The following is a 16,252-nucleotide window of genomic DNA, read 5'->3' on the forward strand; positions in this document are numbered from 1 at the left end:
TCCACGTGGCGATAGGCTGACCGCGTGCCCCTTCCTCGCAGGCTCGCCGAGTTCAACAAGGTGGTCACCAATCGCGTCAGCAGGATCGTCGCCGGCTGGTTGCCAGGCTGCGCCATCGTGCTGCACCGCGGACGTCGGTCCGGACGGTTGTACCGGACACCAGTCAATGTGTTCCGGCGTGGCGACGGATACCGGTTCGCATTGACCTACGGCCCGGACAGCGACTGGGTGCGGAACGTGCTGGCGGCCGGGCATGTCGACATCACGACCCGCGGTCGGCTGGTGTCCCTCACCGATCCCCGGCTGGTCACCGACCCGTCAGCGGACTGGGCGCCGCGCGGAGTCCGCTTCGTGCTCCGCCGGGTCGGTGCCGACACCTACCTGCAATGCCGGATCGACCGCTGACGCCGTCCCGGGGCTGGGTCCTCTGACGGGGTCCTCGCCGGCCAGCAGGAGATAGCCTCGGTGCCACAGCCATTCGACGGGGCCGCGCTCGAATCGGCGGAGCCACAGGCGCGCGGCGGCGATCACCGCCGCGGCGACGCCGACGTAGATCGCGACGGTCGCGGGCACCCGGGCGTCGGGGGAGAAGCGGGCCGCCAGACCGAGGCCCCAGCCGTAGCAGAGCGCCGACGCGAGCAGGTTCTGGAGGATGTAGCAGCTCAGCGCCATCCGCCCGACATCGGCGAGCCTGACCCCGACCGAGCCGACCCGAGGGCGGCGGCAATAGAACTCGGCGACCAGCGCGAGCAACCCGAGCGAGACGATCGGCGCGGTCCCGTAGCGGGCAACCAGCAGGCCCGCGTCGCCGCCGAGGATCCCCGTCGCGACGTCGAGGGGTAGCGCGATCCCGAGTCCCAGGATCATCAGGCGACGACGGATTCCGGAACCGGCAGGCGCCAGGACCCCCGCCCGAAACAGCCTGGCCCCGAGCAGGAACAACGCGATCGACAGCGCGAAGATGAAGACCGGCTCGATCCGGAAGAGCACCAGGTTGTCGATCCGGAAGAGCACGAGATCCCACCACGACCCGTCCGCGTACGGGTTCGGGTCGAGCGGTGGGGGATCGGGGCGCGGCGGCTGCGCAGCGAACGCGAGGGTGCCGAGAGTGAGCAGCACAAGGTGGACCACCGCCGCCCAGATCATCCAACGGCGCTGTGCGCGTTCGCTGCTCGCCAGCACGAACGCGACCACCAGGCCGGTGACGGCGTACCCCATCAGGACGTCGAACTCGACGACGAGCAGGTAGTGCACGAGGCCGTCAACGAACAGCAGCGCCGCCCGCCACGGGTACTTCCCCGGCCAGGGCCTGCCCGCACGGAGGGCGGAGCGCTGCTGGATGGCGAGCCCGATCCCGAACATCAACGTGAGCAGCCCGAGGAACTTGCCCTGTGCGAGCTGCTGGAGCACTTTCTCGACCCACTCCCAGCCTCCCGCCGCGGCCGCGGTGCCGTTCAGGTAGCCGACCAGTCCCTCCGGGTTGGTGAAGATCCAGATGTTGGTTGCCAGCGTTCCGAGGATCGCGATGCCACGGAGCACGTCGAGGCTCGGGTAGCGGGGAAGGGGTTCAGCCCTGATCTTTCGGCTTCTCTTCCTGGAATAATGTCATAACGCAGCTTATCGGCGTTTAGGCCGGAGTGGCGTCGGTCTGACACCAAACGATCTAGAACCACCTCGAGGGAGGGGCGCGGGTCGGTCCAGGTGTGTTTTGATCCAAGGATGGGTGGTAGACACCGGCCGAGCGCAGGCCTGAGCGTCCGGGTCGCCGTTGCGCAGCCGAGGACCGTGCTCGGGGACCTCTCGGGCAACGTTGCCGCACACGCGGCGGCGATGGATCGGGCGGCCGCCGATCTCGTGGTCTTCCCGGAGATGTCGTTGAGCGGATACGCGATGGACGCGCAGGCCGTCGCCCGAGACGACCCGCGCCTCCTCCCGCTGAGGGAGGCATGCCGGCGAACGGGCGCCATCGCCTTGGCGGGTGCTCCGGTCCACACCGGCAGCGGAGGCCGGAGCATCGGGGTGCTCGCCGTGACCGGCGACGGAGTCACCGTCGCCTACGTCAAGATGTCCCTCGGCGAGGTGGAGTCAAGACATTTCGAGCCCGGGCGTGGCCCGGCGAGTCTCGAGGTGAGGGGCCTGAGGGTGGGCATCGGGGTGTGCAGGGACACCAGAATCGATCATCACCTCGACCGAACCGTGGCCCTCGGCATCGATCTGTACGTCGCGGGTCTCGTCCATGCGGCTGACGATCTTGCCGAACTCGATATCCGAGCGCGGAGGATCGCGACGGCATACGACCTGCCGGTCGCATTTGCTGGGTTCGCCGGACCAACAGGGGGTGGTTTCGCGCGAACCTGCGGCGGCTCGGGAGTTTGGGATTCGGCGGGAACCGTGGTGCGGCAGCTCGGATCCGATCCGGGAGCGGTCGCCTCGGTGGAGCTGTGACCCCGCCCTGATCCACGCCACGGCGCCGCCAAGTGGGAACGGTCGAAAGATCGAGCGCGCCGACGATCTAGGCTCGTGGGCATGCAGCGCATCATCGGTATCGAGGTCGAGTACGGGATTTCCTCCCCGACGGAACCGACCGCGAACCCCATCCTGACCTCGACGCAAGCGGTACTGGCCTACGCGGCGGCCGCCGGTGTGCCGCGTGCCAAGCGCACCCGCTGGGACTACGAGGTGGAATCACCGCTGCGTGACGCCCGCGGTTTCGATCTCGGCCGCTTCAGCGGGCCGGCGCCGGTCATCGATGCCGACGAGGTCGGTGCGGCGAACATGATCCTCACCAACGGTGCCCGGCTGTACGTCGATCACGCGCACCCCGAGTACTCCGCGCCCGAGTGCACCGATCCGCTGGACGCCGTCATCTGGGACAAGGCGGGGGAGCGCGTCATGGAGGCCGCCGCACGGCACGCGTCCAGCGTTCCCGGTGCCCCTCGGCTCCAGCTGTACAAGAACAACGTCGACGGCAAGGGCGCGTCCTACGGGACCCATGAGAACTACCTCTGCTCCAGGGAGACCCCGTTCTCGGCGATCATCGCCGGGCTGACGCCGTTCTTCGCCTCCCGGCAGGTGATCTGCGGATCCGGGCGGGTCGGCGTCGGCCAGTCCGGCGACGAGTCCGGGTTCCAGCTGTCCCAGCGCGCGGACTACATCGAGGTCGAGGTCGGGCTCGAGACCACCCTCAAGCGCGGCATCATCAACACCCGCGACGAGCCGCACGCCGACGCCGACAAGTACCGGCGCCTGCACGTGATCATCGGCGACGCGAACCTCGCGGAATGGTCCACCTACCTCAAGGTCGGCACCACCGCGCTGGTCCTGGACCTGATCGAGGCGGGCGTTGACCTGTCCGACCTGCAGCTCGCGCGCCCGGTCACCGCCGTGCACCTGATCAGCCACGATCCGACACTGCGACAGACGGTCGCGCTTGCGGACGGGCGTGAGCTGACAGGTCTTGCGCTGCAGCGGATCTACCACGAGCGGTGCGCGGCGTTCGCCGAACGCCAGGGCAACGACGATCCGCGGGTGGCGGACCTGCTCGACAAATGGGCCACCGTTCTCGACATGCTCGAGCGGGACCCGATGGAGTGCGCGCACCTGTTGGACTGGGTCGCGAAGCTCCGGCTGTTCGAGGGCTTCCGGCAGCGCGAAGGCCTGTCCTGGTCCGCGCCCAAGCTGCACATGCTGGACCTGCAGTACTCGGATGTGCGCCTCGACAAGGGGCTGTACAACCGCCTGGTCGCGCGCGGCTCGATGGAACGGCTCGTCACCGAGCAGCAGGTGCTGGACGCGATCAGCAACCCGCCCACGGACACCAGGGCGTACTTCCGCGGCGAGTGCCTGCGCAGGTTCGGGGCCGACATCGCCGCGGCCAGTTGGGACTCCGTCATCTTCGACCTGGGCGGCGACTCCCTCGTCCGCATTCCCACCCTCGAGCCGTTGCGCGGCAGCAAGGCACACGTCGGCAAACTGCTCGAGTCGGTGAATTCCGCCGCTGACCTGGTCGATCAGCTCACCAGCTGAGACGCGCGCACGCGACACGCTCGTCCACCACCTCAGGGTGGGTCGCACTCGGTAGGGTAGGGGTCCGTGCACGAGCGCACACTGGTTGTGCCGGTAATTGTGCAAGAGCTAAGAGGAGGTCGGCGGCTATGGCGCAGGAGCAGACCAAGCGCAGTGGCGGTGGCGACGACGACGATGCCCCTGTCGGCGACGGTGCCGCGGGTCAGGAACGTCGGGAGAAGCTCGCCGAGGACACCGACGACCTCCTCGACGAGATCGACGACGTTCTCGAGGAGAACGCCGAGGACTTCGTGCGCGCGTACGTGCAAAAGGGCGGCCAGTGACGGCGGATCACCAGCGGTCCGTGGCGGGGGGCGAGCGGCTGCACTTCGGTTCGCAGCTGTCCTCGTTCTCCGATCACCTCCGCAAGCATGCGCCGGAACTGTTGCCGGAGAACCGGATCGACCTCGGTCGTCAGCGCGCCGGAAGGGGTGACTCGATGGACGCGGCGGACATCGCTCCGCACGGCACCACGATCGTCGCGCTGACCTTTGCCGGTGGCGTGCTGATCGCCGGTGATCGCAGGGCGACGATGGGGAACCTGATCGCCAGCCGGGACGTGGAGAAGGTGTACGTCACCGACGACTTCTCGGCGGCCGGGATCGCGGGCACCGCTGGTGTGGCGATCGAGTTGGTGCGGTTGTTTGCCGTCGAACTCGAGCACTACGAGAAGATCGAGGGCGTTCCGCTGACGTTCGACGGCAAGGCCAACCGGCTCTCGTCGATGGTGCGCGGCAACCTCCCCGCGGCGATGCAGGGACTCGCCGTTGTGCCGCTGCTCATCGGCTTCGACCTGGACTCGGCCACGCCCGAGAAGGCAGGCCGGATCGTGTCCTACGACGTGGTGGGCGGACGCTACGAGGAGCGGGCCGGGTACCACGCGGTCGGTTCCGGATCGCTGTTCGCGAAGTCCGCCCTCAAGAAGCTGTTCGATCCGAAGGCGGACGAGGAGCGCGCCCTGCGGGCCGCCATCGAATCCCTCTACGACGCCGCGGACGACGACTCCGCCACCGGCGGGCCCGACGTCAGCCGGGGCATCTACCCGACCGCCGTGGTGATCACCTCGGCAGGCGCCGTCACCGTTCCCCAGGAACGGACGTCCGCGCTCGCCAAGGCGGTCATCACCGAGCGCACCGAGGAAGCGGGTGAGAACGCGTGACGTTGCCGTATTACGCCTCCGCCGAGCAGATCATGCGGGATCGCTCGGAGCTGGCTCGCAAGGGAATCGCCAGGGGCCGCAGCGTCATCGTGCTGACCTACGCGCACGGTGTGCTGTTCGTCGCGGAGAACCCGTCGACCGCACTCCACAAGGTGAGCGAGCTGTACGACCGGCTCGGGTTCGCGGCCGTCGGCAAGTACAACGAGTTCGAGAACCTGCGACGGGCAGGCATCGTGCACGCCGACATGCGCGGCTACTCGTACGACCGCCGCGACGTCACCGGCCGCTCGCTGGCCAACGCCTACGCGCAGACTCTCGGCACCATCTTCACCGAGCAGCCCAAGCCGTACGAGGTGGAGATCTGCGTCGCCGAGGTGGGCCGCGTCGAGCAGCCGCAGCACGCGCAGCTCTACCGCATCACCTACGACGGATCGATCGTCGACGAGCAGCAGTTCGTGGTGATGGGCGGCGCGACCGAACCGATCAGCACCGCCCTCAAGGCGTCCTACCAGCCGGACCTCGAGCTGGGGCCTGCGGTCGAGGTCGCGGTGAACGCGCTGCGTGTCGGTACGGCGGTGCCGGGGAACGGCGAGGTCGAACCCCGCGCGATCGGCGTAGAGGCGCTCGAGGTCGCTGTCCTCGACCAGACCCGCCAGCGCCGGGCGTTCAAGCGCATCACCGGCGCGGCGCTGGCCGGGTTGCTGCCCGCCAACATGGTCGGCGGGTCGGACTCGGAGAAGGAACCCGAGAGCACCCCTGAGAGCGGCGAGGGCACCGGTCCCGACGAGAACGGGACCGACAAGGCCTGACCGGCTCTACCGGTCACGTCACCGGTAGAGCCGCAACGCCAGCGGCCTACTGGTGAACCGGAACCGATTGCCCTTACCTGCCACCTCGCCGTCGGTGGCGAGCGAGACGGCCTCACCGTGCACCCGCACCTCCAGGTCGGCGACCATGGTGCGCTCGTACCCTGCCGAGCCGCCGAGGGTGCCGGTCGCGGCCGCCCACAGCAGCCGGGTCCGTGACCAGCGCCGGTCGGCCCGCAGCAGGCGGACGTCGAGAAGTCCGTTGTGTAGCTCCGGCCGCGACATCGGGACCTGATCGGCAGGCGAGTAGCGGCCGTTGCCGACGAAGAGCATCCACACCGCGATCCGGCGGTCGTCAACGGACAGCTCGAGGGGTTGTGCCCGCGCGAGGACCCGGACCATCGCGGCGGCGGCCGCAGGCCACTTGCCCATCCGGTGCTCCCAGCGTTCACGCATCCGGACGGCGTCCGGATAGCCACCGAGGCTCGCGGTGTTGACGAACAACCTCGGGCTCTGGCCGTCCGCACTCACCTCGGCGACGTCCAGCCGAGTCGCCTGGCCCTCGGCAGCTGCCGCCCGGGTGGCCTCGATGTCCTCCACCCCTGCGTCCCTTGCGAAGTGGTTGAGGGTGCCACCGGGGAACACAGCGAACGCGAGATCGTTGCGGATCGCGGCCGCCGCCGCTGCCACCACGGTGCCGTCACCGCCGCACACGCCGAGCGCCCGTGGCCGCACCCGCGCGATCGCGGCGTCGAGCTGGGCTTCGAGATCGCCGCCCGGATCCGCTTCGACGACCGTCGCGTCCGGCAGCAGCTCGGACAGCTCGGCGGCCGGATCATCGTCGGCCGCCCCCGATCCGGGGTTTACCAGGACGAGCAAGCCGGCGCCGTTCGGGATCTCGGGCGCCGCAACCGTCGGCCCAAGCGTGGCAGGCTCCTCGGTTCGCACGGCCCACCATCGGCGGGTGAGCAGGGCCATGCCACTTCCCACGGCGGCACCGACGATCACATCGGACGGCCAGTGCACGCCGATGTGGACCCGGGAGTACGCGACCGCGGCGGCAACCGGAGCGAGCAGCGCGGCGGTGGCGGGCGATTCGAGCGCAACACCGGTCACGTAGGCCGCGGCGGACGCCGAATGGCCGGACGGGAACGACGAGGAGGTCGGGACCCGCCGCGCCTGCCGGTGCGCCGCCACCCATCCCACGGGCGGACGCCTGCGGGGGAGTAACGGTTTGAGAACGGCGTTCGTGAGCGCGCTCGAACCTCCGAGCGCGAGCAGTCCGCGCACCGCCGCGCGCCTGGGGCGGCCGCCGATCGCGAACAGTCCAGCGCTGATCCCGAACCAAAGCACGCCGTGATCGGCCGCCCGACTGAGCGCCCTGAGGCCGCGGTCTGACGCGAGCGGCGCCATCGGCAAGACCCGCTCCGACGTGGTCATCAGTTCAGAGTAGACGGCGCGAAACACCGCGGAGGTATGTATGCGGTGAGCCGGTCCAGGGGCGCCTCGGCGCTGTACTGTCGAAGTGTGCAGCGACGAATCATGGGCATTGAGACCGAGTTCGGTGTGACGTGCACCTTTCACGGCCACAGGAGGCTGAGCCCCGACGAGGTGGCCCGCTACCTGTTCCGTCGCGTGGTGTCCTGGGGCCGCAGCTCCAACGTCTTCCTCCGCAACGGCGCGCGCCTCTATCTCGACGTGGGCTCGCACCCCGAGTACGCCACCGCCGAGTGCGACAGCCTGGCGCAGCTGGTCACCCACGACCGGGCGGGCGAGCGGGTGCTCGAGGATCTGCTGATCGACGCGGAGGAGCGGCTCGCCGAGGAGGGCATCGGCGGGGACATCTACCTGTTCAAGAACAACACCGACTCGGCGGGCAACTCGTACGGCTGCCACGAGAACTTCCTCGTGGTGCGGGCGGGCGAGTTCTCGCGGATCTCCGACGTGCTGCTGCCGTTCCTGGTCACCCGCCAGCTGATCTGTGGCGCGGGCAAGGTCTTGCAGACGCCCAAGGCGGCGACGTTCTGCCTCTCGCAGCGCGCGGAACACATCTGGGAGGGCGTCTCGTCGGCGACCACCCGCTCCCGGCCGATCATCAACACCCGCGACGAGCCGCACGCGGACGCGGAGAAGTACCGGCGCCTGCACGTGATCGTCGGCGACTCGAACATGTCAGAGACCACCACCATGCTCAAGGTGGGCACGGCGGCGCTGGTTCTGGAGATGATCGAGGCCGGGGTCTCCTTCCGCGACTTCGCGCTCGACAATCCGATCCGGGCGATCCGCGAGGTCAGCCACGACATGACGGGCAAGCGCCCCGTCCGGCTGGCCGGAGGACGCCAGGCCAGCGCGCTCGACATCCAGCGCGAGTACTACGCCCGCGCGGTCGAGCATCTCAAGACCAGGGAGCACGACCCACAGGTCGACCAGGTGGTCGAGCTGTGGGGCCGCACCCTCGACGCCGTCGAGTCCCAGGACTTCGCGAAGGTTGACACCGAGATCGACTGGGTGATCAAGCGCAAGCTGTTCCAGCGCTACCAGGACAAGCACAACCTCGAGCTTTCCGACCCGAAGATCGCGCAGCTCGACCTCGCGTACCACGACATCAAGCGCGGCCGCGGCGTCTTCGACCTGCTGCAGCGCAAGGGACTGGCCAAGCGTGTCACCGAGGACGAGCAGATCGACGAGGCGGTCAACACGCCGCCGCAGACGACAAGGGCCAAGCTGCGCGGCGAGTTCATCTCGGCCGCCCAGGATGCCGGCCGGGACTTCACCGTGGACTGGGTGCACCTCAAGCTCAACGACCAGGCGCAGCGCACGGTGCTGTGCAAGGACCCGTTCCGGTCGGTCGATGAGCGCGTCGAACGCCTCATCGCATCGATGTGAGTGCCGGGCGGTCACCGTTCTGGCACTAGGCTGCTGAGCCGTGGCGATCACCAAAGTCGAGCGGTTGATGAACCTGGTCATCTGTCTGCTCTCAACCCGGCAGTTCCTGACCGCCGAGAAGATCCGGCACAGCGTGGCGGGCTACGACGAATCGGCCAGCTACGAGGCCTTCAGCCGGATGTTCGAGCGGGACAAGAACGAGCTGCGCGATCTCGGGGTGCCGCTCGAGACCGGCCAGGCCTCCCGCTTCGGCACGGTGGAGGGCTACCGGATCAACCGGGACGCCTACGAGCTGCCGGACATCGATCTGAGCAGCGAGGAGGCCGCCGCCGTCGCGATCGCCGTGCAGCTCTGGGAGTCGCCTGAACTGAGCTCCGCAGCCCAGGGCGCGCTGCTGAAGCTGCGCGCCGCAGGCGTGGTGGTCGACCAGGATTCCGCGTCGGCGATCATCACCGCCCTGCCTGCCAGGTCGAGGGGTTCCGAGCCCGCACTGGAGAAGTTGCTGGCTGCCGTCGACGCCGGACAGAGCGTCCGCTTCGAGCACAGATCGGCCCGCAACGAGCCGCTGCGCACCCGAACCGTGCAGCCGTGGGGTGTGGTGACCCACGCCGGCCGCTGGTACCTCGTCGGGCACGACACCGACCGGGACGCCACCCGCACGTTCCGGTTGTCCCGGATCGGCGACGACGTCACCGCGTTCGGGCCGGTGAACTCGGTGCACAAACCCGACGGTGTCGACCTGCGCCAGATCGTGGACCGGATCGTCGGATCGGGCGGGGTCACCGGCATCGCCACCGTGTGGGTCGCGGACGGTCGCGCTCAGGAGCTACGGAGGCTCGGCCGCGCGGCCTCGGACCGGACCGTCAGGGGAATACCGGGCACGATGCTCGAGGTCCCGGTGCGGTCCTGGGACTGGGTGGCCAGGCTGATCGCAGGCTATGGGGAGGACGCGCTGGTGTTCGAGCCCGCGGAACTGAAGGAGGACGTCCTGGACAAGCTGCGATCGGCGCTGTCGACGTCCGGGAGCGAGGGGCGGGCCACCCGATGAGTCAGAAGCTCTCGTCCCGGCTCGCCCGGCTGCTGAACATGGTCCCGTACTTCATCGCCAATCCCGGGATGAGCGCCGAGGAGGCGGCCACCGAGCTGGGAGTCAGCACCGCCCAGCTGATGGACGACCTGAACCAGCTGTGGATGTGTGGGCTGCCCGGGTACGGACCCGGCGACCTCATCGATCTCTCGTTCTCTGAGGAGAGCATCGAGGTGACCTTCTCGGCAGGCATCGACCGGCCGCTGCGGCTGACCTCGACGGAGGCTACCGCGCTCCTGGTGGCCCTGCGCTCGCTGGTGGAGATGCCGGGCACCGCGGACCCCTCGGCCGTGCAGGGTGCGATCGCCAAGATCGAATCGGCTGCTGGTGTCGCCGCGGGCGGGTCTGTCACCGGCGTGGCCGATCAGCGCGAGCAGGCGGAGGACCCGGTCGCCGCGACCGTGCGCTCCGCGGTGCGCCGGGGCATGGCACTGGAGCTGACCTACTTCTCCGCGTCGCGGGACGCGGTGTCGCAGCGGATCGTGGACCCGGTGCGCATCGTCCTCGTCGACAACCACAGCTACCTGCAGGCGTGGTGCAGGCAGGCCGGGGGAGTCCGACTGTTCCGGTTCGACCGGATCGACGCCGCAACCGAGCTCGAAGAGCCCGCAGCCGCGCCCGAGGCGGCACTCGAGGACGGCAGTTCGATGGACCTGTTCCACGACGACCCGACGCTGCCGCAGGCCCGGCTGCTGATCGCGCCCGAACACGCCTGGGTCATGGACTACTACCCGATGACGGACGTCACCGTGGCCGCGGACGGCTCGGTCGAGGCGTCGATGCGATACGGCTCGCAGGACTGGATGACGCGGCTGATGGTGGGGTTCGGTCCCGGGGTGCGTGTGCTCGGCGCCGACGATCTGGCGGCGTCCGTTCGAAATCGTGCAGAGGCCGCCCTTGCCGCCTATGGTGAGGCCTCGACCGCTGACTGACCCGCACTCTCCGCGGGGGCCTGGCCACTCTGGTCCGGTAGCATCGAATCATCTGATACCTGGAGGTAAAAATGGGAGCCATGAGCCCCTGGCACTGGGCCATTGTGGCGCTTGTCGTCGTCATCCTGTTCGGTTCGAAGAAGCTTCCCGACGCCGCGCGCGGCCTGGGTCGTTCGCTGCGGATCTTCAAGAGCGAGGTCAAGGAGATGCAGAACGACGGTGCCCCCACCGCCGCGCCGGCACCCGCCGCCCCGCCCGCCGAGCTGCCCTCAGCGGCGCCGGTCGCCGATCCGACGCAGTCCGCGGTCACTCACACCGAGCCCCGGACTTCCTAGTCCCGATTCCGACGGTCCCGGGGCTGCGTCACGCGCCCCGGGCCGACTGCTGACCAGAACCAGGGCCCACTGTGCGCATCCCATTCGACCCGCGGCGGAGCAAACGCAGGGTCAATCCAGACGGCAGCATGTCGCTGACCGATCACCTGTACGAGCTGCGGACCAGGTTGCTCCTGTCGATTCTCGGGGTGCTGATCACCACCGCGTTCGGCTTCTACTGGTACTCGCACGAGATCTTCGGCATCCAGAGCCTCGGCGACCTGATGCTCGGGCCGTACTGTTCGTTGCCGCAGGCAAACCGCGCCGAGCTCACCAGCGACGGTGCCTGCCGACTGCTGGCCACCGGACCGTTCGAACAGTTCATGCTCCGGTTCAAGGTGGCGTTCACGGCGGGCATCGTGCTCGCCTGCCCGATCTGGCTCTATCAGCTCTGGGCGTTCATCACGCCCGGGCTGTACGCGAAGGAACGCCGGTACGCGATCGGGTTCGTCGCGGGTGGCGCGGCGCTGTTCGTCTCGGGCGCGGTCCTCGCGTACGTGGTGGTCTCGAAGGCGCTGCACTTCCTGCTCACCATCGGCGGCGACGTCCAGGTGACCGCGCTCAGCGGCTCCGAGTACTTCGGCTTCGTGATCAATCTGATCATCATCTTCGGTGTCAGCTTCGAGATCCCGCTGCTGATCGTGGCGCTCAATGCCGTCGGCGTGCTCAGCTACGACAAGCTCAAGGCCTGGCGGCGCGGCATCATCATGGGACTGTTCGTCTTCGCCGCGATCGCCACCCCCGGTCAGGACCCGTTCTCGATGCTCGCGCTGGCGGCGGCGCTGACCGTCCTCGTCGAGTTCTCCATCCAGATCGCGCGACTGAACGACAGGCGCAAGGCCCGCAAGCAGGAGGAGGGCTGGGGCGCTCTCGACGACGACGAGGCCTCGTCCATCTCCGGGGCGACGCCGCTCGACGACGCGTCGACGATCTCCGGTGCGACACCGCTGAAGGATCTGTCCGACACCCTCTGACGCAACCAGACCCGACGAACGGGCTGCCCCCACGACCGCCGTTCGGTGGTCGGTTCGGGGGCAGCCCGTTCGTCGTTGGCCGGACCGGGCGTGTCGTTGGCTAACCTGGCTGTGTGGAACTCGAGACCTTCGCGGCGCAGCTGAGCTTTCCGCTCGATCCCTTCCAGAAGGAAGCCTGCCGGGCGCTGGAGGCGGGACACGGGGTGCTGGTGTGCGCGCCGACGGGCGCGGGCAAGACGGTGATCGGGGAGTTCGCGGTGCACCTCGCCCTCACCTCGGGCCGAAAGTGCTTCTACACCACCCCGATCAAGGCGCTGAGCAACCAGAAGTACGCCGACCTGGTCGACCGGTACGGCAAGCCCTCCGTCGGGCTGCTCACCGGTGACCTGAGCATCAACCCCGAGGCGCCGGTGGTCGTGATGACCACCGAGGTGCTGCGCAACATGCTGTACGCGGACTCACCGGTGCTGCGTGGGCTCTCGCACGTGGTGATGGACGAGGTGCACTACCTGGCGGACCGGTTCCGCGGCGCCGTGTGGGAGGAGGTCATCCTGCACCTGCCCGAGGAGGTCCGTCTCGTGAGCCTCTCGGCGACCGTCAGCAACGCCGAGGAGTTCGGCGCCTGGATGGAGACCGTGCGCGGAGACACCGAGATCATCGTCGACGAGGTTCGGCCGGTGCCGCTGTGGCAGCACATCATGGTGGGACGAAGGCTCTTCGACCTGTTCGACAACGATGCACAGAAGGCGGACAGCGGCGCCAAGGTGATCGTCGACCGTGAGCTGGTGCGGCACCTCAAACAGCGCCAGGCGCTGGACCGGTCCGACTCGTGGCAGCCGCGCGGCCGCGGGCGCGGGGACCGTGGCGGCTCGAACGGCAACTTCCGGCCGCTGGCCCGCCCCGAGGTGATCGCGCGCCTCGACGAGGAGGGCCTGCTGCCCGCGATCACCTTCATCTTCAGCCGGGCGGGCTGCGATGCGGCGGTCGCACAGTGCCTGCGGTCGCGGCTGCGGCTGACCACCGAGGAGCAGGTCGAGGCGATCACCGCGATCATCGACAAGCACACAGGGGAGTTGCCGCGCGCCGACCTCGAGGTGCTCGGCTACTGGGAATGGCGGGAGGCCCTCGAACGGGGCATCGCCGCACACCACGCCGGGATGCTGCCCGCGTTCCGTCACACCGTCGAGGAGCTGTTCGTCAACGGGTTGGTCCGGGCCGTGTTCGCGACCGAGACGCTGGCGCTCGGCATCAACATGCCCGCCAGGACCGTCGTGCTCGAGCGCCTGGTCAAGTACAACGGTGAGACCCACGCCGAGCTCACCCCCGGCGAGTACACCCAGCTCACCGGCCGGGCGGGCAGGCGCGGCATCGACGTCGAGGGCCACGCCGTCGTGCTCTGGCAGCCCGGGATCGAGACCACCGAGGTGGCCGGCCTTGCCTCCACCCGCACCTTCCCGCTGCGGAGTTCGTTCCGGCCTGCGTACAACATGTCGATCAACCTCATCGACCGGATGGGGGCGGCCGAATCGCGCTCGCTGCTGGAGCGGTCCTTCGCGCAGTTCCAGGCGGATCGGTCGGTGGTCGGGCTCGTCCGCACGATCGAACGCAACAGGGTCGTGCTGGCGGAGCTCAGCGATCAGCTCGGCGGCGCCGACGGCGAGTTCTTCGAGTACGCCCAGCTCCGGGAGCGAGTGCGCGCACGCGAACGGCAGCTGGAGAAGCAGGGCCACACGGATCGCAGACAGGACGCGGTGAGCTCCCTGACGGCCCTGCGCCGCGGCGACGTCATCGCGATCCCGGTGGGCCGCCGGTCCGGGCTTGCCGTGGTGCTGGAGAGCGATTCCGACCCGAACGACCCTCGCCCGCTGGTGCTCACCGAGGACAAGTGGGCGGGCCGGATCTCCGCGGCCGACTTCCCGGCACCCGCCAGATCGCTGGGCAGCATGCGGTTGCCCCGCCACGTCGACCACCGAACCGCGCGCAGCCGAAGGGATCTCGCCTCGGCGTTGCGCAGTACCGGGATCGTGCCGCCGGGCCGGTACAGCAAGCGGAAGTCGCCCGCGGCCAGTGACCGTGAGCTGGCGACGCTCCGGCGGGCGTTGCGTTCCCACCCGTGCCACACCGCGCCGGATCGGGAGCAGCTGAGCCGGATCGGGGAGCGGTACAACTCGCTGGCCCGCGAGACGGAGACGCTGCGGCAGAAGGTCGCGGCGACGACGAACTCGTTGGCCAGGACCTTCGACCGGATCGTCGCGCTGCTGGCCGAACGCGAGTACATCGAGCAGGAGGGACACGGGATCACCGAGAACGGGCAACGGCTGAGCCGGATCTACTCCGAGAGCGACCTGCTGGTCGCGGAATGCCTGCGGGGCGGTCTGTGGAAGGGACTCGGACCGGCCGAGTTGGCGGGGGTGGTGTCGACGATGGTCTACGAGTCGCGGTCGGACGGCGACACCGGTGACCGCGGTCCGACCGGACCGTCACGGCACGCGCTCGCCCGGACGCTGCAGGTGTGGAGTGAGATTCGCGCGGACGAGGTCCGGCACAAGCTGCCGCTCACCAGGGAACCGGACTTCGGCTTCGTCTCGGCGATCTACAAGTGGGCGCGAGGGGAGCCGTTGGTGGACGCGCTGCTCGCGGCGGGCGATCGCGGACAGGCGCTCTCGGCAGGCGATTTCGTCCGGTGGTGCAGGCAGGTGATCGATCTCCTCGACCAGGTGCAGTCGACCGCTCCCGACCGTGAGGTGCGCGCCGCCGCGACCAAGGCGGTGCACGCCATCCGGCGGGGCGTGGTCGCCATCGATGCGGCCTGAGCAAGTCGAAGGTGATCGGATTCGACGGCTTCTGGCACAGCCGCGCCGTTTGACCTCGGGGTGACGGGCCGCGGGGGACTACGGTGTACCTCAACACAACCTTCAGGGGAGGCAACGATGAGTGGCCCGGTCGGACCCAGCCAGCCAGACGAGCACGGGGCATCAAGCGAGGACCAGCCCGGTGCCGGTGAGCAGTCACCCGCCGAATCCGACGCGCCCGGAGCCAACCCGCAGGAGGCAGCCGGCGAACAGCCGGGAAGCGAGCAGACCCAGCAGTTCCAGTGGCCGCAACAAGCCGGCGCAGAACCGACCCAGGCGTATCCGTCTGCGCAGCAGGCGTACCCGGGACAGCAGTACCAGCCGCAGCAGTATCCGGGACAGCCGCAGTACCCGGCGCAGCCGGCGGGCGACCAGCAGCAGTGGAGCCAGCAGGCCTGGGGCGCACAGCAGCCCGGACAGCCGCAGACCGGCGCCCAGCCGCAGTACCCCGCGTACTCAGCGCCGCAGCAGCCGTATCCCGGTCAGCCGCAGTACCAGCCGCAGCAGTACCCGGGACAGCCGCAATACCCGGCGCAGCCCGCGGGCGACCAGCAGCAGTGGAGCCAGCAGGCCTGGGGCGCACAGCAGCCCGGACAGCCGCAGACCGGCGCCCAGCCACAGTTCCAGGCGTACAACGCGCCGCAGCAGCAGTACCCCGGCCAGTATCAGCAGGGCGGGTACCAGCCAGGCCAGCCCGGCCAGCCGCAGTGGGGCGCACCGGTCGCCGGGCAGCCGGGAGGCGGTTCGTCGAAGGCCCCGCTGTGGATCGCCCTCGGCGTCGGCGCGATCGTGGTGCTCGGCGTCATCGCCGCGATCGCCGGGATGGCGTTCGTCGGCGGCGACACGTTGGACCGGGCGGCGGCCGAGCGGGGCGTCGAGCAGGTGCTCACGGGCTCCTACGGGATCAAGAACGTCGACGACGTGACCTGCCCCGCCGACCAGAAGGTCGACAAGGGCGACAGTTTCACCTGCGAGCTCACCGTCGACGGTGAGCCGCAGCAGGTGACCGTGACCTTCACCGACGACTCCGGCACCTACGAGGTCAGCAGGCCGACCAGCAAGTAGGTCTTTCCCGACCGTCTATCCGACCGTCCACCCGACCCCCCAGGGCGTCGGG

The 16,252-nt window shown here is 69.2% G+C and carries 15 protein-coding genes; 13 read left to right on the forward strand and 2 right to left on the reverse strand.

Features of this window, described 5'->3' with window-relative positions:
• The first annotated feature begins 24 nt into the window (after nt 1-24).
• On the forward strand, nt 25-405 hold the full coding sequence (locus ACWFRB_RS15700; protein WP_452642059.1) for a nitroreductase family deazaflavin-dependent oxidoreductase: 381 nt from the start codon (nt 25-27) through the stop codon (nt 403-405).
• Here the strand turns inward: ACWFRB_RS15700 and ACWFRB_RS15705 are convergent.
• Nucleotides 319-1,539 carry a DUF418 domain-containing protein gene (locus ACWFRB_RS15705; RefSeq protein WP_452642060.1) on the reverse strand — a complete coding sequence of 407 codons (1,221 nt, stop codon included), beginning with the start codon at nt 1,537-1,539 and terminating at the stop codon, nt 319-321. The two genes, ACWFRB_RS15700 and ACWFRB_RS15705, sit on opposite strands and share 87 nt — an antisense overlap.
• A gap of 180 nt (nt 1,540-1,719) precedes the next feature.
• On the opposite strand from ACWFRB_RS15705, the gene ACWFRB_RS15710 reads away from it, so the two are divergent.
• From ACWFRB_RS15710 to prcA, 5 genes are all read left to right on the forward strand, one after another.
• On the forward strand, nt 1,720-2,445 hold the full coding sequence (locus tag ACWFRB_RS15710; RefSeq protein ID WP_452642061.1) for a carbon-nitrogen hydrolase family protein: 726 nt from the start codon (nt 1,720-1,722) through the stop codon (nt 2,443-2,445).
• Between the two features lie 81 nt (nt 2,446-2,526).
• On the forward strand, nt 2,527-4,026 hold the full coding sequence (gene dop, locus ACWFRB_RS15715) for a depupylase/deamidase Dop (protein ID WP_452642062.1): 1,500 nt from the start codon (nt 2,527-2,529) through the stop codon (nt 4,024-4,026).
• Nucleotides 4,027-4,154: 128 nt separating this feature from the next.
• Entirely contained in the window at nt 4,155-4,349 is a 195-nt protein-coding gene (locus ACWFRB_RS15720) for a ubiquitin-like protein Pup (RefSeq protein WP_452642063.1), read from the forward strand.
• Nucleotides 4,346-5,224, forward strand: coding sequence for a proteasome subunit beta (gene prcB, locus ACWFRB_RS15725; RefSeq protein ID WP_452642064.1), 879 nt, complete (start codon nt 4,346-4,348; stop codon nt 5,222-5,224). The genes ACWFRB_RS15720 and prcB overlap by 4 nt, the downstream gene beginning before the upstream one ends.
• The gene (prcA, locus tag ACWFRB_RS15730; RefSeq protein WP_452642065.1) at nt 5,221-6,033 is read left to right on the forward strand and encodes a proteasome subunit alpha; all 813 of its coding nucleotides are present in this window, start codon (nt 5,221-5,223) and stop codon (nt 6,031-6,033) included. Before prcB ends, prcA begins: the two co-directional genes overlap by 4 nt.
• An 18-nt stretch (nt 6,034-6,051) precedes the next feature.
• Here prcA and ACWFRB_RS15735 read toward each other — a convergent pair whose 3' ends face one another.
• Nucleotides 6,052-7,470 (reverse strand): phosphatase PAP2 family protein, encoded by a 1,419-nt coding sequence (locus tag ACWFRB_RS15735; protein WP_452642066.1) that lies wholly within the window; start codon nt 7,468-7,470, stop codon nt 6,052-6,054.
• An 87-nt stretch (nt 7,471-7,557) separates the two neighbouring features.
• On the opposite strand from ACWFRB_RS15735, the gene pafA reads away from it, so the two are divergent.
• From pafA to ACWFRB_RS15770, 7 genes are all read left to right on the forward strand, one after another.
• Nucleotides 7,558-8,916: a Pup--protein ligase gene (gene pafA, locus ACWFRB_RS15740; RefSeq protein WP_027501390.1), complete on the forward strand. Its 1,359-nt coding sequence runs from the start codon at nt 7,558-7,560 to the stop codon at nt 8,914-8,916.
• A gap of 40 nt (nt 8,917-8,956) precedes the next feature.
• Entirely contained in the window at nt 8,957-9,964 is a 1,008-nt protein-coding gene (locus tag ACWFRB_RS15745) for a helix-turn-helix transcriptional regulator (protein ID WP_452642067.1), read from the forward strand.
• A complete protein-coding gene (locus ACWFRB_RS15750) occupies nt 9,961-10,935 on the forward strand; it encodes a helix-turn-helix transcriptional regulator (RefSeq protein ID WP_452642068.1) in 975 nt (324 codons plus the stop codon). The genes ACWFRB_RS15745 and ACWFRB_RS15750 overlap by 4 nt, the downstream gene beginning before the upstream one ends.
• A 71-nt stretch (nt 10,936-11,006) precedes the next feature.
• Complete coding sequence (gene tatA, locus ACWFRB_RS15755) at nt 11,007-11,270, forward strand: Sec-independent protein translocase subunit TatA (protein WP_452642069.1); 264 nt, start codon at nt 11,007-11,009, stop codon at nt 11,268-11,270.
• Between the two features lie 71 nt (nt 11,271-11,341).
• Nucleotides 11,342-12,283 carry a twin-arginine translocase subunit TatC gene (gene tatC, locus ACWFRB_RS15760; protein WP_452642070.1) on the forward strand — a complete coding sequence of 314 codons (942 nt, stop codon included), beginning with the start codon at nt 11,342-11,344 and terminating at the stop codon, nt 12,281-12,283.
• 113 nt (nt 12,284-12,396) lie between these two features.
• Nucleotides 12,397-15,096: a DEAD/DEAH box helicase gene (locus ACWFRB_RS15765; protein ID WP_452642071.1), complete on the forward strand. Its 2,700-nt coding sequence runs from the start codon at nt 12,397-12,399 to the stop codon at nt 15,094-15,096.
• A gap of 117 nt (nt 15,097-15,213) precedes the next feature.
• The gene (locus ACWFRB_RS15770; protein ID WP_452642072.1) at nt 15,214-16,200 is read left to right on the forward strand and encodes a DUF4333 domain-containing protein; all 987 of its coding nucleotides are present in this window, start codon (nt 15,214-15,216) and stop codon (nt 16,198-16,200) included.
• Nucleotides 16,201-16,252: the final 52 nt, after the last annotated feature.

It is taken from the genome of Rhodococcus sp. NPDC055112 (genome assembly GCF_053607505.1).

What these genes read in the sequence shown, in the direction of transcription:
- ACWFRB_RS15710 (WP_452642061.1), top strand. Translation starts at nt 1,720, where the DNA reads ATGGGTGGTAGACACCGGCCGAGCGCAGGCCTGAGCGTCCGGGTCGCC.
- dop (WP_452642062.1), top strand. Translation starts at nt 2,527, where the DNA reads ATGCAGCGCATCATCGGTATCGAGGTCGAGTACGGGATTTCCTCCCCG.
- ACWFRB_RS15720 (WP_452642063.1), top strand. Translation starts at nt 4,155, where the DNA reads ATGGCGCAGGAGCAGACCAAGCGCAGTGGCGGTGGCGACGACGACGAT.
- ACWFRB_RS15735 (WP_452642066.1), bottom strand. Translation starts at nt 7,470, where the DNA reads ATGACCACGTCGGAGCGGGTCTTGCCGATGGCGCCGCTCGCGTCAGAC.
- ACWFRB_RS15750 (WP_452642068.1), top strand. Translation starts at nt 9,961, where the DNA reads ATGAGTCAGAAGCTCTCGTCCCGGCTCGCCCGGCTGCTGAACATGGTC.
- tatA (WP_452642069.1), top strand. Translation starts at nt 11,007, where the DNA reads ATGGGAGCCATGAGCCCCTGGCACTGGGCCATTGTGGCGCTTGTCGTC.
- ACWFRB_RS15770 (WP_452642072.1), top strand. Translation starts at nt 15,214, where the DNA reads ATGAGTGGCCCGGTCGGACCCAGCCAGCCAGACGAGCACGGGGCATCA.